The sequence below is a fragment of the Lysinibacillus sp. NPDC093688 genome (assembly GCF_050280145.1).
Lineage (GTDB): Bacteria > Bacillota > Bacilli > Bacillales_A > Planococcaceae > Lysinibacillus > Lysinibacillus xylanilyticus_B.
Genome location: NZ_JBNNUX010000005.1, coordinates 107,985 through 128,863 on the forward strand (window position 1 = coordinate 107,985; position 20,879 = coordinate 128,863).

At 38.3% G+C, this 20,879-nt stretch carries 26 protein-coding genes and 1 pseudogene; 6 read left to right on the forward strand and 21 right to left on the reverse strand.

Going from position 1 to position 20,879, the window contains the following annotated elements; genetic code table 11:
- Positions 1–85: 85 nt before the first annotated feature.
- The 12 genes from ACQKN2_RS06525 to ACQKN2_RS06580 form a co-directional block, all read right to left on the reverse strand.
- Complete coding sequence (locus ACQKN2_RS06525) at positions 86–352, reverse strand: hypothetical protein (protein ID WP_427414254.1); 267 nt, start codon at positions 350–352, stop codon at positions 86–88.
- A gap of 6 nt (positions 353–358) precedes the next feature.
- Positions 359–931, reverse strand: coding sequence for a DUF2815 family protein (locus tag ACQKN2_RS06530; protein ID WP_427414328.1), 573 nt, complete (start codon positions 929–931; stop codon positions 359–361).
- Between the two features lie 93 nt (positions 932–1,024).
- The gene (locus ACQKN2_RS06535; RefSeq protein ID WP_427414255.1) at positions 1,025–1,255 is read right to left on the reverse strand and encodes a hypothetical protein; all 231 of its coding nucleotides are present in this window, start codon (positions 1,253–1,255) and stop codon (positions 1,025–1,027) included.
- Between the two features lie 14 nt (positions 1,256–1,269).
- Positions 1,270–1,515, reverse strand: a complete 246-nt coding sequence (locus tag ACQKN2_RS06540; RefSeq protein WP_427414256.1) for a LexA family protein — start codon at positions 1,513–1,515, stop codon at positions 1,270–1,272.
- A 59-nt stretch (positions 1,516–1,574) separates the two neighbouring features.
- Complete coding sequence (locus ACQKN2_RS06545; protein ID WP_427414257.1) at positions 1,575–2,825, reverse strand: DUF2800 domain-containing protein; 1,251 nt, start codon at positions 2,823–2,825, stop codon at positions 1,575–1,577.
- Complete coding sequence (locus ACQKN2_RS06550; RefSeq protein WP_427414258.1) at positions 2,825–3,409, reverse strand: hypothetical protein; 585 nt, start codon at positions 3,407–3,409, stop codon at positions 2,825–2,827. Before ACQKN2_RS06550 ends, ACQKN2_RS06545 begins: the two co-directional genes overlap by 1 nt.
- A gap of 38 nt (positions 3,410–3,447) precedes the next feature.
- A complete protein-coding gene (locus ACQKN2_RS06555) occupies positions 3,448–3,645 on the reverse strand; it encodes a hypothetical protein (RefSeq protein ID WP_427414259.1) in 198 nt (65 codons plus the stop codon).
- Positions 3,646–3,653: 8 nt separating this feature from the next.
- Entirely contained in the window at positions 3,654–4,067 is a 414-nt protein-coding gene (locus ACQKN2_RS06560) for a hypothetical protein (protein WP_427414260.1), read from the reverse strand.
- 22 nt (positions 4,068–4,089) lie between these two features.
- On the reverse strand, positions 4,090–4,245 hold the full coding sequence (locus tag ACQKN2_RS06565) for a DUF6906 family protein (RefSeq protein ID WP_427414261.1): 156 nt from the start codon (positions 4,243–4,245) through the stop codon (positions 4,090–4,092).
- 6 nt (positions 4,246–4,251) lie between these two features.
- Positions 4,252–4,515, reverse strand: a complete 264-nt coding sequence (locus ACQKN2_RS06570; RefSeq protein WP_427414262.1) for an AbrB/MazE/SpoVT family DNA-binding domain-containing protein — start codon at positions 4,513–4,515, stop codon at positions 4,252–4,254.
- A gap of 192 nt (positions 4,516–4,707) precedes the next feature.
- Entirely contained in the window at positions 4,708–4,896 is a 189-nt protein-coding gene (locus ACQKN2_RS06575) for a hypothetical protein (protein ID WP_427414263.1), read from the reverse strand.
- A gap of 156 nt (positions 4,897–5,052) precedes the next feature.
- Positions 5,053–5,247 carry a hypothetical protein gene (locus tag ACQKN2_RS06580; protein WP_427414264.1) on the reverse strand — a complete coding sequence of 65 codons (195 nt, stop codon included), beginning with the start codon at positions 5,245–5,247 and terminating at the stop codon, positions 5,053–5,055.
- Positions 5,248–5,510: 263 nt separating this feature from the next.
- Here ACQKN2_RS06580 and ACQKN2_RS06585 point away from each other — a divergent pair, with 263 nt between their 5' ends.
- Both ACQKN2_RS06585 and ACQKN2_RS06590 read left to right on the forward strand, forming a co-directional pair.
- Positions 5,511–5,996 carry a helix-turn-helix domain-containing protein gene (locus ACQKN2_RS06585; protein WP_427414265.1) on the forward strand — a complete coding sequence of 162 codons (486 nt, stop codon included), beginning with the start codon at positions 5,511–5,513 and terminating at the stop codon, positions 5,994–5,996.
- 106 nt (positions 5,997–6,102) lie between these two features.
- Positions 6,103–7,935 (forward strand): recombinase family protein, encoded by a 1,833-nt coding sequence (locus tag ACQKN2_RS06590; protein ID WP_427414266.1) that lies wholly within the window; start codon positions 6,103–6,105, stop codon positions 7,933–7,935.
- Positions 7,936–7,970: 35 nt separating this feature from the next.
- Here the strand turns inward: ACQKN2_RS06590 and ACQKN2_RS06595 are convergent, their stop codons facing one another.
- The 3 genes from ACQKN2_RS06595 to ACQKN2_RS06605 form a co-directional block, all read right to left on the reverse strand.
- On the reverse strand, positions 7,971–10,238 hold the full coding sequence (locus ACQKN2_RS06595; RefSeq protein WP_427414267.1) for a DEAD/DEAH box helicase: 2,268 nt from the start codon (positions 10,236–10,238) through the stop codon (positions 7,971–7,973).
- Positions 10,213–10,596, reverse strand: a complete 384-nt coding sequence (locus tag ACQKN2_RS06600; RefSeq protein WP_427414268.1) for a YppE family protein — start codon at positions 10,594–10,596, stop codon at positions 10,213–10,215. Before ACQKN2_RS06600 ends, ACQKN2_RS06595 begins: the two co-directional genes overlap by 26 nt.
- A 644-nt stretch (positions 10,597–11,240) precedes the next feature.
- The gene (locus ACQKN2_RS06605; RefSeq protein WP_079560000.1) at positions 11,241–11,435 is read right to left on the reverse strand and encodes an endonuclease; all 195 of its coding nucleotides are present in this window, start codon (positions 11,433–11,435) and stop codon (positions 11,241–11,243) included.
- A gap of 423 nt (positions 11,436–11,858) precedes the next feature.
- Here ACQKN2_RS06605 and recU point away from each other — a divergent pair, with 423 nt between their 5' ends.
- The 4 genes and pseudogenes from recU to ACQKN2_RS06625 all read left to right on the forward strand — a co-directional run.
- A complete protein-coding gene (gene recU / locus ACQKN2_RS06610) occupies positions 11,859–12,509 on the forward strand; it encodes a Holliday junction resolvase RecU (protein WP_427414269.1) in 651 nt (216 codons plus the stop codon).
- Entirely contained in the window at positions 12,506–15,223 is a 2,718-nt protein-coding gene (locus ACQKN2_RS06615) for a PBP1A family penicillin-binding protein (protein WP_427414270.1), read from the forward strand. The genes recU and ACQKN2_RS06615 overlap by 4 nt, the downstream gene beginning before the upstream one ends.
- A 73-nt stretch (positions 15,224–15,296) precedes the next feature.
- Positions 15,297–15,443, forward strand: coding sequence for a helix-turn-helix domain-containing protein (locus ACQKN2_RS06620; RefSeq protein WP_427414271.1), 147 nt, complete (start codon positions 15,297–15,299; stop codon positions 15,441–15,443).
- A 103-nt stretch (positions 15,444–15,546) separates the two neighbouring features.
- Positions 15,547–15,768 (forward strand): annotated as a pseudogene (locus tag ACQKN2_RS06625) (transposase); the annotation flags it as partial.
- Between the two features lie 94 nt (positions 15,769–15,862).
- On the opposite strand, the gene ACQKN2_RS06630 reads toward ACQKN2_RS06625, so the two are convergent.
- From ACQKN2_RS06630 to ACQKN2_RS06655, 6 genes are all read right to left on the reverse strand, one after another.
- Positions 15,863–16,177, reverse strand: coding sequence for a YpoC family protein (locus ACQKN2_RS06630; RefSeq protein ID WP_427414272.1), 315 nt, complete (start codon positions 16,175–16,177; stop codon positions 15,863–15,865).
- Complete coding sequence (nth, locus tag ACQKN2_RS06635) at positions 16,174–16,836, reverse strand: endonuclease III (RefSeq protein WP_427414273.1); 663 nt, start codon at positions 16,834–16,836, stop codon at positions 16,174–16,176. Before nth ends, ACQKN2_RS06630 begins: the two co-directional genes overlap by 4 nt.
- A gap of 12 nt (positions 16,837–16,848) precedes the next feature.
- Entirely contained in the window at positions 16,849–17,577 is a 729-nt protein-coding gene (locus ACQKN2_RS06640) for a DnaD domain-containing protein (RefSeq protein WP_427414274.1), read from the reverse strand.
- A gap of 96 nt (positions 17,578–17,673) precedes the next feature.
- Positions 17,674–18,969, reverse strand: coding sequence for an asparagine--tRNA ligase (gene asnS, locus ACQKN2_RS06645; RefSeq protein ID WP_323646607.1), 1,296 nt, complete (start codon positions 18,967–18,969; stop codon positions 17,674–17,676).
- A 28-nt stretch (positions 18,970–18,997) separates the two neighbouring features.
- Positions 18,998–20,191 (reverse strand): pyridoxal phosphate-dependent aminotransferase, encoded by a 1,194-nt coding sequence (locus tag ACQKN2_RS06650; protein ID WP_427414275.1) that lies wholly within the window; start codon positions 20,189–20,191, stop codon positions 18,998–19,000.
- Between the two features lie 16 nt (positions 20,192–20,207).
- Complete coding sequence (locus ACQKN2_RS06655) at positions 20,208–20,690, reverse strand: DUF5590 domain-containing protein (RefSeq protein WP_427414276.1); 483 nt, start codon at positions 20,688–20,690, stop codon at positions 20,208–20,210.
- Positions 20,691–20,879 lie beyond the last annotated feature (189 nt).

The window sequence follows — 20,879 nt, forward strand, 5'->3', positions numbered from 1 at the left end:
CTAAAATCTTGTATTTCTTCCTATTAAATAGGCATTTTAGGTATAAAGAAGGGAAGGCCTAAAAATAGACCTTCCTTATGCAGTTTTAATCGAGCAATGCATCTATCTCACATTGTTCTTTTAGTTGTTGGTGACGCTTTAACCTAACTAGCTGAACAATGTACTTCAAATCTTTAACTTGAGTGTCCTCAACATATCTTTTGAATCTAGCAACGGTGTATCCTGTATGAGTCTCTACAACAACTAAATTGTTCTCGTTAAGAGTTTCTATATAGGTTTTGTAGTGGTACTCTTTTTCTCCAAAACCTGTGGCACTGAGACTACTAGGGAAATTAACAACAGCTATTTTCATAATTGTTTAGTCCAGCAGATTTTCATCTTCATTGAAGTCATCGTTATCAACTTCATCAGCGAAGTCTGATTCAGCAGATGCACCACCAGCTAGGCGTTCACCATCACGAGTTTTGAATAAGTTTTGCAATCCTGCAGCAATGCCTCGGTTTCCATTAGCGTTGAATGGATAGAAGTTCACCGACACTTTACCGTAACAACCGCTGTAGAACTCTTCTTCATCCGTGATCTCTACAATTGCCCCTGTACCTTTTTTCACGATGCCAGGTTTATTTTTAGATGTAGCATTGAAGAAGTAGTGTCCTGCATACGTTTCATCATCCGGACGTTCCTCGTCACCGTCACGAAGTGGTGTTTTAAGGTTGCCTGGAATTTTACCGTTCCATTTTGCTTTACCTTCTTGTTTAGCAGCTTCAATAGCTTCATTGATTTTCTTAATTGTTTCTGTATCCGATTTTGGGATAAGGACTGCAACAGAAAACTTCGGTTCATTTCCTTCAATTGCTTTTGGTTCCCATACATTTGCATAGCTCATACGAGCCTCGTTTGTAACTACTTTAGTACCTTCAAGTTTTGCCATTTTAAATTCCTCCAATGATTGTTGTTTTATAAAAGTTTCAATATAGAATTGTTCTTCGTAATAGTCAGCAATCTCACCCATCAGTAAAGCCTCCTATTGTTTTTCACGTAAATCTAATTTGAATTTTTCATCCAAGAATGGTTCAAGCTCTACTGCTTGTACTGAGACTATATCTACTTCAATCACAGATACTAACTCTCGGTAATCGCTATTAGTAATAGTGCTGAGCAGTACAAGTGCTTGATCCTTACTATCAGCTAAAGTAGTCGCTTCAGGCTCTATAAACTCAGTAATTTCTTTTGTGGTAATAAGATATCGTTTCATTGGTTCACCACCTCTCAAGAAGTCATGTCTAGCGCTTTTTCAGTTAATCGGATGGTACGTGGTTTTTGCTGTTCCATTTCGATGTAACCTTTTTCAACTAAGTTAATTAAATGTCTTTGTACAGTTGATACGGAAGAGAGGCTGACACCTTCTGCAATCTCTCGCACTGTAGGTGCATACGTATTTTGTTGTCTGAAATCGTAAATGAATTGAATGATTTGTTTTTTACGATCACCTAAGCCTTTTGCTGTTGTGTACATGTTTGTCACCTCTCTTTTTATCAACTGTCTGGCCCCTTCTTAAACCATCGGTTTATAAATTAATCAAGTAAATCGTCAGCAAAATCATTTGTAGCAGATTCAGTTGATTGAATAGCTGGACGTTTATCATCTTCAGTAACTAATACCGGCTTACCTGGTGGTTTTACGATTATGCCTTCTAAGATTTCAGCGAATGCTTTTTTGCCGACTTTCTTTTCTAAGTTTGTGATTGTTTGCAGTTTACGTGGAGCGTACAAGTCATCTTCTTTGACTCCACCTTTTTCTAGTAGCAGTTTTATTGCTTTAGCTTCATCCGTAATAGCTCGATTGCTACGACCTTCAACTAGTTTAAACCCTTCGTAACTTTTACCGTTGAGTGCTTGGTCCAGTGCAAAGGATTTAATGTCCTTACACCATTTTTCAATGTCATCGACAACGAATAGGATTTCAGCTAGTTCAGCATTTGTGAGCGTTGCTGGTTCAGGTGTATCAAGCTCAATGGATCCGTCTTCAGCAAACTCAGCCTTGGCTGTTTCCAGTGCTTCATCAGCTCTAGTACGACATGATGATTTGATTTTACAGAATCGACAGTGTTCTCCTGGTACATAATCACCATCACCGTTATCAGCCATTTCAGCTTTAGGCTTCACTTCTACATTGGCCCATTTACATAAATCCTCTGCGGACATTTCAAATGTAGAAATACTGTCTAGCCTTGGTTGTACAATTGTCATTTGTACTTCTTGAATGTCATACAGAACATCATGAGCTGTGATTGCCCCTAAAGCATAAAGCTTCATCTGTGGATTTTCATAGGCATCTACCGGTACGCCTTTACCGTACTTTAAGTCGATGATTTCAAGTACACCATCTCGTACGATAAGAACATCTCCGGTACCAAAGCCATCAGGTACCCACTGACTAAAGTCTAATCGCTGTTCAATTAGCACAAGTGCATCAGGTGTTTCAAGTCGTGCAGCATTGACACGTTCCATAACGAAATCTGTATAGACTTCGACCATCTCTTCCATCTCAGTACCGTAAAACTGCTTCTCTTTCTTAAACTTGTTGATACGTCTAGTTGCTTGGGCTTTTGTGATAGTACCAAGTTCACGATCTAAAATAATTTCACTATATTCATGAGCCTGAGTACCTTCTTCAGCAAAATCACTTTCTGGCTCTTTGATTCCTTGATTGGCTAGCTCTTGCATATACAGCCCCTCTGCTCTTGCAGAAGGTGTACATGTCAGCCAGCGTTTTGATCCAGAAGCACTTAATAATGCATGGGCACGTTCACTGTGTCCTGTCATTACTCTTCACCTACAGCTTCCTTAATGGCTGCTAATAATTCAGGATACTTTTCTTCTGGTACAGATGATAGTTTTTCAGCATCAAAGGAAGTTAAGATTGCTTTGAAGTCAGCTTGGCGACCTTTCGCTGTTAGTTTAGTAGCTTCAGCGCGAACCATTTCAATTGTGATGCCGTGGTCTTTGACGCCTTTATTTTCAGCATCTTCTTGAGCTTCATCAACAACCGATTTAATTTCAGTTTGTTCTTTCGCTTTATCGATACGAACTTGCTTTTCAGCTTGGATACGGTCGTATTCTGCTTTTGAGATTTCTACTAGGCCTTGCTCAAGGTGTTTGGCTAACTCCTCACCTTTATTTACTTCAAGTACTGTTCCTGATTCTTCGTGGAAAAGATACGTACGCTTAGTTGCTTTTGTAGATGTTTCTTTTTTAGTATCAGCTGTTGGCGTTGTAGTTTTCGTTAATTCAACAGCATCGGCTATTTTAATATCTTGTGAAGGAGCTCCTAGTGCTCCAAGGAATGCACTAACTAAACTAATTACTTGTGGATCTGCTTTAATAACGTGAGTAACTTCAATTTTCATTTTTGTTTTCTCTCCTTTTGTGCTACAATAGCACTGAATCATTGGTGTGATTTGTCATTGCCGTTAACTGTTCCAGCAGTTAGCGGTTTTTTACGTTCATGGACTGTTGCACTTAATACCTCTATAAAGTAATCTTCCATTGAGTCAAGGTGAACTGCTTTATCATTCACTACGAAGTAAGCATCGCCCTCTTTAATCTCTTTCTCAAACATATCTGTTGGTGGTTTTTGATTCATCTTCTCACCTACTTTCCAAAGATTAATTCAATATCGGATTTTTTAGCTTTACGAGCTTTCAACTTCACGTCTGATTCGCTGTAAGTAGCTGATCGAATCATGTCACTAGTGAGACGTTGTTCTTCTACAAGTTCAGCGATACCTTGAGTGTTCAAATCTTTTTGAGGAATCTCAAGTTCTTCAGCAAGCTCCTTTTTATTCAATACTGACTTAGTAACATTTCCTACAGTCAGTACATAAGGCAAGTTATTCTTATACGCTAGTACTTTGCCGTGCTTTTGAATGTGATCAAACAACTTACCTTCAAGCTTGTCCTGTTCATCTTTTAGATTTGCACGTTTACGCTTGATGTCTTCGATTTGCTGATACAATCCATTAGCTTCAGAATGCTGAATATGTGTGTTTATTTGTATATCATTCATAACCTTGTCCTCCTATTCAGTTTTAAGGTGCAGGTATTACTTTGGCTTGTCCTGTATAGCGATGCATTAGCTCCCACTCTTCAGAAGTACATTTTGAGATAAGCCAGTTATCGCTATTCAAGTTAAATGTCTCTAGATACTTACGCTGAGCAACAGTTAAACGTTTTCCGTTTTTCATAAGCTATTACCCTTTTAAAAGCTTGATAGCATCCTCAATTACACGTTTTTGTTCGTCTGCTGTTAGTTCTCCAAGAAGCTTTTCTAACTCAACCTGTGTACGGATTTTATTTTCGTTTGCAGGCTCGTATTTACGAAGAATAATGTTGCCACCTTCTGTGAAGATTTCTAAAAAATCTTTTTCCTCGATTCCAAAAGTACGACGCATTTCTTTTGGAATTACGATACGGCCTAACTCGTCTACTTTTCTTGTGATACCTGTTGATTGCATGTTAACTCCTCCTTATTATTAAATGTTAGCAAGGTATTTCTAGTCCATTTCCTTGCGAGCTATTGATAGCCTAGCGGATCTATTACCGCTCTGGGAACTCTAAAATAAAAAGATACATAAAGCTGTTTTATTTCTAGCAACTGATAATCGCTCTTAAAGTTACCAAAGCGAGAATAGTTTCTCGCAATCTATTTAATTGACCTTTTTAACATTAGCAGCGATCTCGATAAATGCACGGAATTTAGGTTTTGTTTGCCTAAGTATCAATGCCACAGCTTCATTTTCTCGTCCTTCATCTCTCAATGATTGAACTACTGTTGTAACTCGATTTACCTCTCTTGTTTTAAGAATTTTGGACATGAATAGTGCATATTTGGCCATGACAGCACCTTACTTTCTTTGTGTTTTAGGTATATTAAAGTATGTTATTTAAAAAAATACATAAAAACCTTGAAATTAAATCCTAAAATCTGTTAGAATGTAAACAATTAGTTTATTGTTTTTAGTCAACAAATTCTTACTTTTGTCGACTATATCTTATGCCGATTCACTTGATGTTGGCGCATCGAGTAAATCATTTGTTTCTTTCCAAAGTCTCTCAACATCTTTTTTACCATCACCCCACGATTGAATTATTTCAATTGCTGCGGACGGATTTAGTTTTGATAGCTGACTAATTTTTTTAGGTAAATTAGAGATGATAGTTACAACTTCCATATCGATTGGTAGCATGGTGGCATTCGCCTCCTTTTATTTTACAAGGATTGTAAACCGACGGTTTCAATTGTGATTGTAAAATATTTTTAACCGATGGTTTAAAAAGTGGTTAAAAATAAAAAGTACATCTAGTTATGGATTAATCGCATCCAATAGGCTGGAAACCAAAATATAGTTGGATGCTATTTAATGTAAATCCTATGTTATCAACCGACGGATTAAAAATCAAGTATAATCTATTAATTTTTTTAATAATTTTTTGCAAAGGAGTAATTTTCATGTCAAATATGGAAAAACGTAAAACTATGAGTACTATACTTGGGACACGCTTAAAACAGTTAAGGTCCTCTAAAGATTTAAAATTAGCAGAGGTGTCTAATCGTGCTGGTTTAACACCTCAAGTAATCAGTTTGTATGAACGAGCACTTCGAATTCCATCAGTAGAAGCCCTTTCAAAGCTCGCAAGAGTCTACGAGATTGAAGATAAAGAGCTAATTCAAATACGCGAATTAACTGTCGTGGATACTGTCAGATTACTAGGTGATGAAGCACCTCCTAGTATGAAAAATGAGAGAAACATGATTATGCACGCTCGAGATACATCTGCCAGTGATCAACAAGGGAATAACGAATATAATTTAGACGATTCTGACTCACACCAATGGGTAGTCGATGGTACTCCTCTCAGTGACGAAGAATTAAAAGACGCCCAAGACTACATTAGGTCAATTCGCATAATGCGTAAATTAAGAGAAGTTGATTAAAATCAGAACACCTGTTCTTGTTTTTATGTTACCATATAAATGAAATATTTGTAAAGATAATTTCGACCTTAAATTTCAAAATTATTACTTGAAAGGAAAGTTGGTTATGAGTACTAATATTCGTGCCATTCTATACTACAGGGTTTCAACTAAGTTACAGGAAAAGAAATTTAGTTTGGCCGCACAAGAAACAGAGTTAACCCGTTATGCTAATCAACAAGAATGGGAAATAGTAGCTACATTTCAAGATACTGATTCCGGTGGCAAACTTGATAAAGCTGGACTAAACGCCCTACTCGATTGTGTAGAAGAAGGTAAAGCTGATGTCGTATTAGTTATAGATCAAGACCGCCTCTCTCGTCTTGATACAATGAGCTGGGAGTACCTAAAAGGGATTTTAAGAGAAAACAAAGTGAAAATTGCTGAACCTGGTATGATTACGGATTTAGCCAATGAAGATGATGAATTTATTAGTGACATAAAAAACCTAATAGCTAAACGTGAAAAAAGAGCTATCGTTCGTAAAATGATGCGTGGAAAACGTCAGTTCACCCGTGAAGGAAACGTGTGGGGTGTTCAACCAGAAGAATATACATACGATAAGACTACTAAGATTTTGTCAATCAATGAGGACCGCGCTTGGATTATCCCTTTTATTGATCATTTGTATATTACTGAAGGTGCTAGTACAAAAGAGATTGCTCGCCGTTTAAATTTACGAACATCAACTGCCCGAGGTAAAAAGTGGACAGAAAATCAAGTGCTTAAGAAATTAAAAAACCCTTGTTACCACGGAATACTGAAAAAGACTTTCAGTACTGGTGAAACTATCACTGTTCCTGATACTTATCCAAAACTACGTTCCTTGGAAGAATTTGAAGTTATACAAGACATCATAGCAGGTAAACGAAATAGAAAAAACGCTGATCCTCATATTTTGCGTAGTGTCGATATAAGATGTGCTTCGTGCGGAAATGTTATCTCTGTTCACAAAATCAGTCAGTCTAACGACGAAGATAACTACACCCTAAAGCACACTTACGAGCTGACTAGAGAACTTTGTGAGGTTAAACCTTATGTGAATACCAGAAAGATAGAGAAATCGTTTATAAAGGCTGTAAAGGATATTTTAAAGAGTGAAGATATTGCTAAACAATATATTGATCCTTCAAACTACGATAATAGTCAAATAAGTGAACTTGAGCTTTCGATAAAACAACACAAAAAACAAGCAGCTGATATTCACCTAAAAAAGGACAGGCTGTTAGAAGTATATCTTAGTGGTCGTTGGTCTATAGAAAAGTTAGATGAAGAAGGAGCAAAATTAGACAAGGAACTTGAAGCAATTGAAAAGAGCCTTGAGCGTGACAAAAATAAAATATCACTACTCAAAGCAAATAAACTAAACTATGAGACTGTTGTTAGCTTTTTAAGCGCGGTAGCCAATTTCGATACTTGGCTTTCACTAGAAAGACAGCAGCAATCAATCGGGATGATGTTCCCTACTGCAACTCTTGATGTTGAGAATGACGTATTGATCCTTAATAGCTTATTACCTCAAGGTGTTATGTTACCAATAAACATCCCTATCCAATCTACCGAAGAGATGGTAGAAGAAAGACTATTAGAAAAATCTAAAGTACGTTATGACTCATGCCAAGAATATCTGAATGAACATCCTGCAACTACACTGTACCGACTTTCCGAAATTATGCATTCAAATGTTTCAACACTTGAATCGGATCAAAAACGTTTCGGTAAATTTAAAAATGTAGCTCTAGCAAAAGGCAGTAACGCACTTAGAACAGAAAGACTTAAGTTACTACGTTCGACGTTAAAAAAGCACCCTACCGCTTCTGGGCGTCAGCTAGAAGATCTAACAGGGATTAACCGTAAAATGATTTATAAACTAATCAAAGAAGAGGGCTTGATGGAATAGTGCTAGACTTTTTCCTCTCATGCCCTCTTTTTTCTCTAATTTAAAATTCGAAGTAACTCTACTACTCTTTTCTTTGCTTGTTGTAAGCTGTCCTGAGCTCCTATACATGATGGACATCCAGACTCACACGGACAATTTGAAACATGCTCCAATGTCTTAGTCAATAAATCTTCCCATAAATCATATACTTTTTCACTTAAACCAATACCACCAGGATACTTATCATAGACAAAGAATGTTGGCAATTCATTATGTGCCGCCTTTACTTGAGGGACAACTGTGACATCGCTGCTATCACATTGAATGAATATCGGGATAAAGGCGTTCATAGCATAAGCTGCTCCAGTCATGGCATCTGTTAATTCAGCTTCGGACCACTGAGCTACTCTACTAAACGATAGCCATGAAGAACTTGTATGCATTTCATCCGGTGGTAAATGAATTGGACCCGAACCTATATTATCATGATTTCCATTGAACTTTATTTTTTTAAATATCGTTGCCTGTGCGACTAATCCAACATCACCGAAGCCAATAATACCACCTTTATAATCTCGGCTCCGATCTTCCTCTAGTACCTTCATCTCGACCGCTAGATTAGCGTCAGTATAGTAATCGACATCTACTTCTCGTACATAAGCTTTCTTCTCTTCCCAATCAAGCTTTTCTACTTGAAATTGAATGCCCTGATGCAAATAAATAGCCTCTTCATGTAGCAACGTCATCGCACTATGACGATCCATTTCACCAATAACCTTTGTTTGTGCAGGGACAGTCATATCAATGATCACAACATTTTCTTGCGAAGCAGAACGAAGACTAATATCGTGTGCTGGAAAACGGTCACTCATCCAATGCCACTTATCACTCGTTTTAAAAACAACGCCTTCCTCCGCTAAATATTCCAGTAACTCCTGAATCTCATATTCACCATACGTATCATGCTTGGTAAATGGTAGCTCAAACGCCGCACATTTCAAATGATCCATTAAAATCAACATGTTTTCAGGATAAATACGCGCTTCCTCAGGTGCACTACCTAGTAAAAAGAGTGGATGGTTTACTACATATTGGTCAAGTGCTGCTGATTGTGCTACATAAATGATTAGCGCCTCGTCCTGACGACGGCCAGCACGACCTGCTTGCTGCCAAGCACTTGCGATATTTCCCGGATACCCTGTCATGATACATGCTTGTAATTGGCCAATATCGACGCCTAATTCTAACGCATTTGTACTCACTACTGTTTGAATAGTACCGTCACGAAGCCCTCGTTCAATAACACGTCGCTCAGAGGGTAAATAACCGCCACGATAACCTCGCACCGATTCATCTAAAAGCTTATTGCGTGTTAGCTCTTTTAAATACGTCACAATCATTTCTACTCGCACACGACTTTTGGCAAAAATAATGGTTTGAATACCTGCTGTATATAATCTTTTCGCGAGGTCACTCACCTCTAAAACAGCGCTGCGACGTACTCCAAATGTTTTATGGACGATAGGTGGGTTATAAAAAAGAAATGTCTTTTTCCCAACAGGCGCTCCAGAATCACTAATTAAGGCATGACTTTCATTCGTTAAAGCTTCCGCTAGCTCTTTTGGATTTTTAATGGTTGCTGATGTACAAATGAAAATCGGCTTACTACCATAAAACTCACAAATTCGCTTCAACCTTCGAATAACATGCGCAACATGTGAGCCAAACACACCTTTATATGTATGTAACTCATCAATGACGATATACTGCAAATTTTCAAATAGTGAAACCCATTTCGTATGGTGTGGCAAAATTCCCGAATGAAGCATATCCGGATTTGTCATCACAATATGCCCTGCCTTACGTACCTTTTGGCGAATGCCAGGCGCAGTATCCCCATCGTACGTATAGCTTAAAATTTCTTCACCGCTTTGCTCGATTAATTCATTTAAATCATTTTTTTGATCCTGCGCTAAAGCTTTCGTTGGAAATAAATAAATAGCGCGTGAATTTTTATCTTCTAATATTTTTTGAAGTACCGGTAAATGGTAGCAATATGATTTTCCAGACGCTGTTGGTGTAACGGCAGTAAATGAAACACCCTCCATTGCGTAATCAAATGCCTGACGTTGATGAGTATACAGTTGTTCTATCCCTCTTGTTCGAAGTGCCTTTACAAGTGAAGGATGTAAGTTTGCAGGGAAAGGTGCATACTTAGCCTCACGCCCTTCAAGCGTTTGCCAGTGTAAAATGCGTTCCTTCAGTTCTTCATCATATCTCCACTCGTTTAACAGTTCACTAATGGTCCTTTTTTTCGATAACATCTGTTTGTGTCTCCTTCACTACCCGTTCTAAAATTTCCAACGTATAAGAGGTTGAATGAGTCGCATCTAAAAAACGCTTTTTACTTGTTTCTTTATAAAAGGATTGCACAACAAATTGCTCCATCGATTCTGCCGCTGAAGCAATTTGTTGTGTATGCATATATTTTGGTCGGTTTTTTTGAATCCACATATTCGCCTCTTGTTGCCATTCCTTTAAAAGTTGGTGAATGATATCTGCGTGTGGCTTAACCTCCTCAAAAAAGTCGGGCGTACGATTCTCCTCACGCATTTGCCAGAAGCGTGAAACACATTTTTCACATTCATCTATTAATTTGGAAGTTTGCTGTAGTAATAACAAATTTCGCACCTCTTCTTATTAATTAAGGCTCATCACCAGAATCGGTTGATTTCCGTTCCGATTGGCACTTTCCTAGGACATCTGATAAGCCGTTTAGGTATTAATCACACTTTGTTCCTCTATCGGCGCTCCAATCCCTATAACACGGCATACGTTTTAAAAAATGTCTCCCCTAAACCTTTGGTGATGAGCGTTAAAATATTCTTATAATTAGGTTGGTACTACATAAAATACAGATTGATCTACATTAATGTAAACGCATAATCTCATTATAAGCTAGTTCCGAACCTGCTATTTAAAAATTCGTCTACAAAATTATTTATGCTATATGGGTAATTTCTCCCCAATGATGGATAGGAGCCCTTATCTATGGCTCATCACTTCGTTCCGACAGTGCGAATACGTAATGCTAGATCCAAAGTCTTTATCACAAAACGTGATGCTTTAGCCTTCGTCCCACTACTAGCTCGCATCTTTGACCAAAGAGTCCCTATTTCTGTAAATGACATATCCTTCAATGTAATAATATCTCTAACTTTTAGTGCTAATGCTTAAAGTACATCAATCATGGTGGCAAATAATGTATGAAAAATGCTCATATTGAGTTATTTAACTTGCATATGAGATAAGTGTACCAAAGTCTATCATTTTTCACTACTAATAGGCGAACAAGCATTCTTTACTTGCCAGTTCTTTTCTGCTAAGCTTACTTTCTGGCTAACAGATTTGAGCTGCTCAAAAAAATGCATACTCTGTGCATTGTTTTCCAAAGACACTCTTGTTAACAGTAATTGATTAACCAGATCCAACTGCGCAACTAATTGTTTTAACTTGTTCATAAAAACGCCTCCTTTGCTTTAATTTATGTATTCCTCGCATGTATAAAATTACCTTCATGCGTGACAAAATAAGCGTAAGTTAGCTGAAAGAAGAAGTATTTCGATAAAATCAAATCGAACTAGTCTATTAAATTTTCTTCTTGAAACGCGGAATCATGTAGAGAAGTTAACGTGGAGTACCGTTTTTTAAAAAAACCACTTGAAAATTTCATCAGTTATTTTGACGATTCGCGTGAAAGAGCTAGCTATATTACATGCTATTTTTCGACTTTAAGAGGCGAAAGTTGCCCAAAGATCGGTCATCCGCGGGTAAATTTAACTATAAAAAATCTAGCGTCAATCATACTATTAATGGAAGTAGAGAACTGCTACTTAATCATGGTAAACTATTGTATAATAGCAGTATTATAGAGGGTGAACTAAATGACAATTCGTTATCCGAATGGGAAATTGTATTCCCCTAATCCTGCTGTTCAAAAAACGGTGAAAAAGGGGAATGAAAAAGATTTTTCTTTTAGTAATCGAGGGAAAACACTAGAAGATGAAATTGATGAAGCAAACGATTATTATGTAAAAAGACGACTTGCTATCATTCATAAGAAACCTGTTCCCGTGCAAATCGTCAAAGTAGAGTACCCCTCACGAAGTGCTGCAGTTATTCGTGAGGCTTATTTTCGAACGCCATCAACAACAGATTACAACGGTGTTTGGAACGGGCGTTATATTGATTTTGATGCAAAGGAAACAGCTTCAAAGACTAGTTTTCCCTTAAAGAATATTCACTTACATCAAATGACACATATGCAGCAAGTGACGGAACAAAATGGTGTGGCTTTTATTATCGTTCGTTTCTCGGCTTTTGAACGATATTTTATCGTGCCATACGATGTTTTACAAAAGGCCTGGCTAGCGATGGACAACGGTGAACGTAAATCGATCCCCTTTTCAACTATAGAAAAGGAAGCTTTAGAAATTCCTATAAGCTATTATCCACGTATCGATTATTTACCGATTATCCAACAGCTCATTGAAGCACAAAGTCATGGTTCTGAAAGTGAGGAGATAGTAGAATGACTGAACGTCGTCCAACACGCGGTGAGCATCAAAAAGCTCTCGCTCAAAAAAATAAAAAAGGCGCTCCGGAACCATCGAAGAAAAAATGGTTTAAGCGCATTACGCTAACACTAGTAGCAATTATGGCTGCATGTTTTATTGGTGGTGCTGGGTTATTCGCCTATTACGCAAGTACCGCACCTGAATTAGATGAAAGCTTACTGAAGGACCCCGTTTCTTCTGAGTTCTATGATAAAAACGGTGAATTATTTGCCACAATTGGTGCAGAAAACCGTAAATATGTAAAATATGAAGATATACCTAAGGATATGGTTAACGCAATCCTTGCAACGGAAGATGTACGCTTTTTCGAGCACGGTGGTATGGATTTTTATCGCCTTGGTGGGGCAATACTCGCTAACTTCCGTGATGGCTTTGGGGCACAAGGGGCCTCTACATTAACACAGCAAGTTGTTAAAAACTCATTTTTACAAAATGAGAAAAAATTAAAACGTAAAGCACAGGAAGCTTGGCTTGCCTTCCAATTAGAACGTAAATATTCAAAAGAAGAAATTTTTGAAATGTACTTTAACAAAATGCTGATGTCAGGTCGTGTTTATGGCTTCGGAACAGCAGCCCAATATTTCTACGGGAAAGAACTAAAAGATTTAGATTTAGCTGAAGAAGCATTACTTGCAGGTTTAGTCCAACGCCCAAATGCTTACAATCCATTAAAAAATCCTGAACTTGCAGAAAAACGCCGCAATACCGTTCTAGGATTAATGTATCAACATAAAAAAATTACAAAAGCCGAGATGGAGGAAGCAAAGAAAGTAAACATCCAAGCTGGTTTAGCTGACGATGCGACACGTCAAAAATTTGCTGGCTCTAAGTATGATGCCTTCCTTGATGTCGTTATTAATGAACTAGAGGATAACGGTGATGGTAGTGCAATGGCGGAAGGAATTAAAGTTTACACAACACTTGATCCGAATGCTCAGCAAATTGTTGAAAATATTATGAATGATGACAGTAACTTCCCAACAGAAAAAATCCAATCGGGTGTGTCTGTCATTGATACGAAAACTGGTCAAATTCAAGCAATCGGCGGCGGACGTAATTACGGGGCTGAACGCGGTTGGAACTATGCATATGACTTACATCATCAACCAGGTTCAACATTGAAACCATTAATAGATTATGGACCAGCAATCGAAAATTTAAAATGGTCAACAGGTCAAACACTTGTGGACGAACCAATGAACTACACTAATTCGAAACAAACCATTACGAACTGGGATAATAAATATATGGGTGCCATAACAGCACGTAAAGCTTTATATGCTTCACGTAACGTTCCAGCTGTTAAAGCATTACAAGAAGTTGGTATTGATAAAGCTAAAGAATTTATTGGTCGTTTAGGTATTAAATCTAAAAATGTGTATGAATCTGATGCGATCGGTGGTGGGGATATTACGATGTCTCCTACGCAAATGGCTGCTTCCTTTGCAGCATTTGGGAATAATGGTGTTTACACTGATCCTTATGCAATTACAAAAATCGTTTATCGTGACGGTAAAACAACAAAAGACTACACACCAGAGACTAATGTAGCAATGAGCGATTATACAGCTTATATGGTGACAGATATGTTACGTGATGTTGTCGGCAATAAGCCAGATGCATCAGGTACTGCAGCAAATGTACCTGGCTTAGATATCGCAGGTAAAACAGGTACAACAAACTACGCAGCTGCTGATTTCAACAAACATAATTTACCGGATACAAGTGTACCGGATTCATGGTTTGCTGGGTACACTTCAAACTATTCAATCGCTATTTGGAGTGGTTATGAAGAACACTTTGATCCAATTACAACTTGGGATGAGCGTCGTTTACCACAACATTTATTTAAACAAATTATGCAAGATATTTCGCAGAACGTTGAAACACCACGTTTCAAAAAGCCAAACTCAGTTGTGGAAGCTACAATTGAAGTAGGATCAAAACCACTTAAATTAGCAAGTAGTTTTACTCCGAATGAGAAACGTCGAACAGAGCTTTTTGTACGTGGTTCAGAGCCTAATGAAGTTTCAAATGAATACGCTGCACCAGAGCTTACTACACCTTACAATGTAAGTGCAAGCCTAGATTTAGAAGGTCAATCTATCAATATTTCTTGGGAGCATGATGCAATGCTTAATCCGGATTCAAATGAACCGCTACCAACAACCTTCGAAGTATCCGCTAAAAAAGAAGGTGGAGAGACTATTTCTCTTGGTACTACGGAAAGCAAAGGTTTAACAGTTAGCAACAAATTGGAAGATGGCAACTACACGATTTCTGTCGTAGCAGTTGTAGATGGTACACGCAGTAAACCAGGTACAACTACTTTCCAAGTAACAGGTACGGCTGAAGAAGATAAAGAGCCAGATACTCCTGAGGAACCTGATGTTGAGGAACCAACGAAACCGGACGAAAATGGCAATACCGAGGACAACGGTAACCACAATGGTAACGGAAATGATAACGATGGCAATACCGGCAACAATGGCAACGGTAATGCTAATGGAAATGGAAATGGGAATGGGAATGGCAGTGGGAATGGTAACAGCGGCAATGCAGGAAATGGCGGTACCCCCCCAGGAAACAATGGCAACAATAATGGTAGCCAGCCACCAACAACACCAACTGAACCTACCGTACCGGATGATGGTACCGGTAGTACTGAATAAAAAAAGCAGAGTAGCTTAACTGAACTGCCCCGTAAAAGTTAGACATCAATCTAACTTTTACGGGGGTTTTTTTATGACAAAAGTATATGCTGAACAACGAATTCAAGCAGTCTTGCGATACTTAAATGGAAATGAATCTATGATTGAAATCGCGAAAGACATCGGAGTGACAGATCCGATTGTTAGTGATTGGGTTCGCCGTTATCAAAAAGTGGTGTAGAGGCTTTCTTAAAATCCAATACAATATATTCAGCTGACTATAAAATGAATGTACTTAATTATATGAACGAGACAGGTACACCTTCGATTGACACAGCAGCACTATTACGCAAAGTATGTCTCCTAAGGGCAATTGTTTGGACAACGTAGTCATCGAAAATTTCTTTGGCTTATTAAAATCTGAACTCCTGTATCTACAAGAATTTGAATCCATGACACATTTTGAACAGGAACTCCAAGACTATATTCACTATTACAATCACAAACGAATGAAGGCAAAATTAAAAGACCTAAGCCCGGTGGAATACCGAACTCAGGTCTTATAAGTCGCTTAACTAAATATGACTAACTTTTTTTGGTCAGATCATAACGCTACTCTGCTTTTTTATCTCTTTCAATTTGCTGAGTCTATCCGTCTGTTTACCTTTTGGCAGCTTGCAAGCGTAGTCGTGCTGCTCGTTTTTTTGTTTCCTTAAATAATTCATCAAGCTGACGATAACAAGCATATTGGCCAGGCTTTGCTTTTATAAAGATTAGTCGTTCGACACCATTGATGGGCAATACTTCATCGCCTGCTTCTTGCACTAAACGCTCAAACAATAAAATGGCCTCTTCCATCAATCCTTTTGCTTCACCGTTCCTTGCATCATGAGCTGCATGAATTTTGGCTTCTAGTTCCGACCATTCTGCAAACCAAGCATCCATTTTTTCCTTTGCGATTGCCTCTACATTCACGATTCCTTCACCAGCCCTTTTTTCAAACGCTTTTGCCCTTCTCTACAATCATCAAGTAAAGGGCATGTGCGACAGTTAGGGTTTTGAGCTTTACAATGATAACGACCGAAGAAAATTAGCTGATGATGTGTTTTCGACCACTTGTCCATCGGTGTCTTTTTCATAATTGTTTCCTCGACTTCTAATACTGAATCCTTCCAGCGACAAAGCCCTAATCGTTTAGACACGCGCTCTACATGTGTATCCACTGCAAGTGCAGGAATATCAAATGCTACAGACAATACGACATTAGCCGTCTTACGACCAACACCGGGCAACGTAACTAGCGCTTCTCGACTTGCTGGTATTTCGCCCCCGTATTCCTCTAATAGTCGTTGACATAATGCTTGAATGTTCTTCGCCTTATTTCGATACAAGCCGATGGAGCGAATATCCTGTTGCAGCTCCTCTAAGGATACAGCTAAATAATCTTCAGGCTTTTTATATTTTTGAAACAATGTTTTCGTTACTTTGTTTACAAGTACATCCGTACACTGTGCAGATAATAGCGTGGCAATAGTTAGTTCAAACGGATTGTCATGCACTAGCTCACAATGTGCATCAGGGAACATACGATCCATTTCCGCTAGACAATGCTCCCATTGTTTTTTTGTTAACATGTCGGAAGCCCCCTATTCTCTTTCTTCTAACCAATTATAAAATGGTACTTTATTTGTTGACTGCGATTCTTGCTGCATTGTACGAACTGACGGTCTGTTAAATGTTTGCTTTTCACGGAACTGCTCGCTTTGCTTCTGTGCAGCCTGTGGTGTCGTAATATTTTTCTTTTTCCACTCCAGTAATATTCGATCAATATAACGAATACTTAGCTTACCAGCAAACACAGCCTCCTTCAGCGCCTCCTTAATAAGCGCCGGACTGTGCTTATCCTCATCTAACCAAAATCCGATTTTTTCTAGCTCTAAAGGAGATAAAAGACGCCCCATTTCCTCTTCAAATAATCGGAAAATCTCTCCCTCTTCTTGTCGGAGTGATACTGCTGATTTTTGCTGTTCCTTCATTTCAATAATCTGCATAATACGCTCCCAAAGTGGGTAAACCGAGTATTTTTCATATAGTTTGCCATTTGCGTCGACGTCGCTTGTTATTTCAAGGAAACCTTTTTGCATTAATCGCTGTAGATGTGAAGTAATGTCATTGCTAGGCATTGTTAGACGATTCATTAGATCATTAGGCGTTGGAAAATCATTATTCTCCAAATTGAATGCAAGTAGATGCATAACAATAAGTGCCTCATCATCCTCAATATTTAACTCCTTATAAAACTGAAAAAAAAGCTGAGGAATTTGAATCATTCTCTGCTCAGTCCATGTACGGAGTCGATTATTATTTGCGCTCATATTATACTTGACTCCTTTTCCATCGTAAGTAGAAAAGCCGCGTAGACATATCACTACGCGACTTTTTTAATTTTACACTTTCAAAACCAAACTAGCTTATGGATATAAGCGGTTTAGTAAACGTGGGAATGGGATTGTTTCACGAATGTGCTCCGTGCCAGAAATCCATGCCACTGTACGTTCTAATCCTAGACCAAAGCCTGAATGTGGTACAGAGCCTTGTTTACGTAACTCTAAATACCATGCATAAGCATCTAAAGATAAATGATGTTCTTCAAGACGAGATTTTAATAAATCAAAGTCATGAATACGCTCAGAACCACCAATTATTTCACCATAACCTTCTGGTGCAATTAAATCTGCACATAATACTACATCATCGCGGTCAGGATGTGGTTGCATGTAGAATGGTTTAATGCCTACTGGGTAGCAAGTGATGAATACAGGTTTATCAAATGAATTAGCAATCGCTGTTTCATGTGGTGCACCGAAATCATCGCCCCATTTAATATCGTCAAATCCTTGTTCATGCAATAATTTTATAGCATCGTCATAAGAAATACGAGGGAATGGTGCTTTAATATTTTCAAGCTTAGATGTATCACGACCAAGTCGCTCTAAATCTAATTTGCAATTTGCCAGAACTGATTGCACGATATGCTCCACGTATTGTTCTTGTACTTCTAAGTTTTCTTCAAATTCAGCAAATGCCATTTCCAGCTCAATCATCCAAAACTCGATTAAGTGACGGCGTGTTTTTGATTTTTCAGCGCGGAATGTTGGACCGAATGAGAATACTTTACCTAAAGCCATCGCAGCCGCTTCCAAGTAAAGCTGACCAGATTGAGAAAGGAATGCATCTTCATCAAAATATTTTGTATGGAATAGCTCAGAAGTACCTTCAGGAGCTGAACCAGTTAAAATTGGTGGATCCATTTTTGTAAAGCCATTGTTGTTAAGGAACTCATAAGTTGCACGAATAATTTCGTTACGGATTTTCATGATCGCATGTTGCTTACGAGAACGTAGCCATAAGTGACGGTTATCCATTAAAAACTCAGGACCGTGCTCTTTTGGCGTAATCGGAAAATCAGTTGCAGCATGAAGCACTTCAATACCCGTTACAACAAGCTCACAACCAAAGCTTGAACGCTCATCTGCTTTAACTTCTCCTGTAATATACATAGAAGTTTCTTGGGACATACCTTTTGCAATTGCAAAAATTTCTTCGCCTACTTCTTCTTTTACTACAACGCCCTGTACAAAGCCAGAACCATCACGTAGTTGTAAAAAAGCAATTTTACCACTTGAACGTTTGTTAGATAACCAAGCACCTAGCTTGATTGTTTCGCCGATATGCTTTGGCATATCTTGAATCATAATTTTTTTCATATAAATCCTCCAAAGTTGGTTAAAAGGATTAGTCTTGCCATTTTGATTTTACAAATGTATCAATTCGACGGACTGCCTCTTCTAATAAGTCTAAAGATGTAGCATAAGATAATCGCATTGTAGTTGGTGCACCAAAGCCAGAGCCTGGGATCACTGCTACGTTTGCTTCTGTTAAAATATCCGCAGCGAATGCATCTACAGAATCATAGCCAGTATGAGCCATAGCTTCTGCTACATCTGGTAATAAGTAGAATGCACCCTGTGGTTTTAATACGTTGAAGCCAGGAATTGCACTTACCTGTGGATAAATTTTTTCAAGACGAGATTCGAATGCTTGACGCATTTCTTCTACCGCGTCTTGTGGTCCATTATAAGCTTCCACTGTTGCATATTGTGCAGTTGTTGTTGCGTTCGATGTAGAGTGTGATGCAAGGTCAGTCATAGGTCTAATAATGTCCGCATCCCCTGCAGCATACCCGATACGCCAGCCTGTCATAGAGTGAGATTTTGCAACACCATTGACAACGATTGTACGTGCTTTCACTGCATCAGATAGCTGTGCAATTGAAAAATGCTCAATACCATTGTATACAAGCTTCTCATAAATTTCATCTGACACGATTAAAATATCTTTTTCTTCTGCAACAGCAGCAATTTCAGCTAGCTCTTCGCGGGAATAAATCATACCTGATGGGTTGCTAGGAGAGTTAATGATAACTGCTTTTGTTTTATCTGTCACAGCAGCTCTTAATTGATCTGCAGTAATTTTATAGCCTTGCTCACGTGTGCCTTCCACATAAACAGGTACACCTCCCGCTAATTTTACTTGCTCCGGATAAGATACCCAATAAGGAATTGGAATAATAACTTCATCGCCCTCGTTTAAAATAACTTGGAATAAAGTGTATAGAATATGTTTTGCTCCAACACCTACAATTACTTCATTCGGCTTGTATGTAAGATTGTTGTCGCGTTGAAGTTTATCGATAATAGCTTTCTTAAGTACCGGAAGACCGCCAGCAGGTGTATATTTTGTTAAGCCTTTTTCCATCGAATCAATGGCAGCATTTAAAATATTTTGTGGCGTGTTGAAGTCTGGTTCACCAGCGCCTAGGCCAATAACATCAATACCTTGCTCTTTTAACTCCTTCGCTTTCGCAGTAATGGCTAACGTTGAAGATGGTGTTAAAGTTTTTACACGGTTTGCTAATAAATTTTTCATACGGGATCTACTCCTCTTATAAATTCGTAATGCGCTTCCACCAGTCGCCGTCCTTAAACATAATATAGACATAGTTGAGCTTATCGTGATCGTTTAGATATGATATTTCCCAAACAGCACCTGGCTCCTCATAGCCTAATTTCACATTGAGGACTTTTTGTACATTTCCTTCCTTTTTTAAAACCGATAATGCTTCCTTTTCCGTAATACCATCTTTTAAAAATACATCCTTTATTGAATCAGCTTTTAGATTCGTCGGAACAAAGACAGCTTTTTTATCACCATATTCATCTACCCCGAACACAGTGACATACGGATTTTTGCCATTATATGTGTAGGACTCCGAGACAATTGCGAGGGCTTTGGCATCAAGTGCCAACTGTTCAGCCTTCTCTTCAATTGAATGGAATGGAGCCTCGGCTTTCCAGAGTACTAAAATACTAATGACAAGTGACAACGAAACCATAAAGACAGAAATGAAAATCAACCAGTTTTTCATATATTCACCTTATGTTTCACATCTAGCTTATTCATAAACACGAATGCTTGATGCTTTTGCATGTTTATAACTGCGTATACATTCATTTTGCTTTCCATTTTTGTCAACCTGCTTTCTTTCCTCATACCACAACATTATACAACAATTTAGTGCTGTCGTGTTTCTTAATTTCATATATTGTACGTTGAT

Excerpts from the sequence above, each read along its gene's own strand:
- ACQKN2_RS06525 (WP_427414254.1), bottom strand. The coding sequence starts at position 352 with ATGAAAATAGCTGTTGTTAATTTCCCTAGTAGTCTCAGTGCCACAGGT.
- ACQKN2_RS06530 (WP_427414328.1), bottom strand. The coding sequence starts at position 931 with ATGGCAAAACTTGAAGGTACTAAAGTAGTTACAAACGAGGCTCGTATG.
- ACQKN2_RS06535 (WP_427414255.1), bottom strand. The coding sequence starts at position 1,255 with ATGAAACGATATCTTATTACCACAAAAGAAATTACTGAGTTTATAGAG.
- ACQKN2_RS06540 (WP_427414256.1), bottom strand. The coding sequence starts at position 1,515 with ATGTACACAACAGCAAAAGGCTTAGGTGATCGTAAAAAACAAATCATT.
- ACQKN2_RS06545 (WP_427414257.1), bottom strand. The coding sequence starts at position 2,825 with ATGACAGGACACAGTGAACGTGCCCATGCATTATTAAGTGCTTCTGGA.
- ACQKN2_RS06550 (WP_427414258.1), bottom strand. The coding sequence starts at position 3,409 with ATGAAAATTGAAGTTACTCACGTTATTAAAGCAGATCCACAAGTAATT.
- ACQKN2_RS06555 (WP_427414259.1), bottom strand. The coding sequence starts at position 3,645 with ATGAATCAAAAACCACCAACAGATATGTTTGAGAAAGAGATTAAAGAG.
- ACQKN2_RS06560 (WP_427414260.1), bottom strand. The coding sequence starts at position 4,067 with ATGAATGATATACAAATAAACACACATATTCAGCATTCTGAAGCTAAT.
- ACQKN2_RS06565 (WP_427414261.1), bottom strand. The coding sequence starts at position 4,245 with ATGAAAAACGGAAAACGTTTAACTGTTGCTCAGCGTAAGTATCTAGAG.
- ACQKN2_RS06570 (WP_427414262.1), bottom strand. The coding sequence starts at position 4,515 with ATGCAATCAACAGGTATCACAAGAAAAGTAGACGAGTTAGGCCGTATC.
- ACQKN2_RS06575 (WP_427414263.1), bottom strand. The coding sequence starts at position 4,896 with ATGGCCAAATATGCACTATTCATGTCCAAAATTCTTAAAACAAGAGAG.
- ACQKN2_RS06580 (WP_427414264.1), bottom strand. The coding sequence starts at position 5,247 with ATGCTACCAATCGATATGGAAGTTGTAACTATCATCTCTAATTTACCT.
- ACQKN2_RS06585 (WP_427414265.1), top strand. The coding sequence starts at position 5,511 with ATGTCAAATATGGAAAAACGTAAAACTATGAGTACTATACTTGGGACA.
- ACQKN2_RS06590 (WP_427414266.1), top strand. The coding sequence starts at position 6,103 with ATGAGTACTAATATTCGTGCCATTCTATACTACAGGGTTTCAACTAAG.
- ACQKN2_RS06595 (WP_427414267.1), bottom strand. The coding sequence starts at position 10,238 with ATGTTATCGAAAAAAAGGACCATTAGTGAACTGTTAAACGAGTGGAGA.
- ACQKN2_RS06605 (WP_079560000.1), bottom strand. The coding sequence starts at position 11,435 with ATGAACAAGTTAAAACAATTAGTTGCGCAGTTGGATCTGGTTAATCAA.
- recU (WP_427414269.1), top strand. The coding sequence starts at position 11,859 with ATGACAATTCGTTATCCGAATGGGAAATTGTATTCCCCTAATCCTGCT.
- ACQKN2_RS06615 (WP_427414270.1), top strand. The coding sequence starts at position 12,506 with ATGACTGAACGTCGTCCAACACGCGGTGAGCATCAAAAAGCTCTCGCT.
- ACQKN2_RS06620 (WP_427414271.1), top strand. The coding sequence starts at position 15,297 with ATGACAAAAGTATATGCTGAACAACGAATTCAAGCAGTCTTGCGATAC.
- nth (WP_427414273.1), bottom strand. The coding sequence starts at position 16,836 with ATGTTAACAAAAAAACAATGGGAGCATTGTCTAGCGGAAATGGATCGT.
- ACQKN2_RS06640 (WP_427414274.1), bottom strand. The coding sequence starts at position 17,577 with ATGAGCGCAAATAATAATCGACTCCGTACATGGACTGAGCAGAGAATG.
- asnS (WP_323646607.1), bottom strand. The coding sequence starts at position 18,969 with ATGAAAAAAATTATGATTCAAGATATGCCAAAGCATATCGGCGAAACA.
- ACQKN2_RS06650 (WP_427414275.1), bottom strand. The coding sequence starts at position 20,191 with ATGAAAAATTTATTAGCAAACCGTGTAAAAACTTTAACACCATCTTCA.
- ACQKN2_RS06655 (WP_427414276.1), bottom strand. The coding sequence starts at position 20,690 with ATGAAAAACTGGTTGATTTTCATTTCTGTCTTTATGGTTTCGTTGTCA.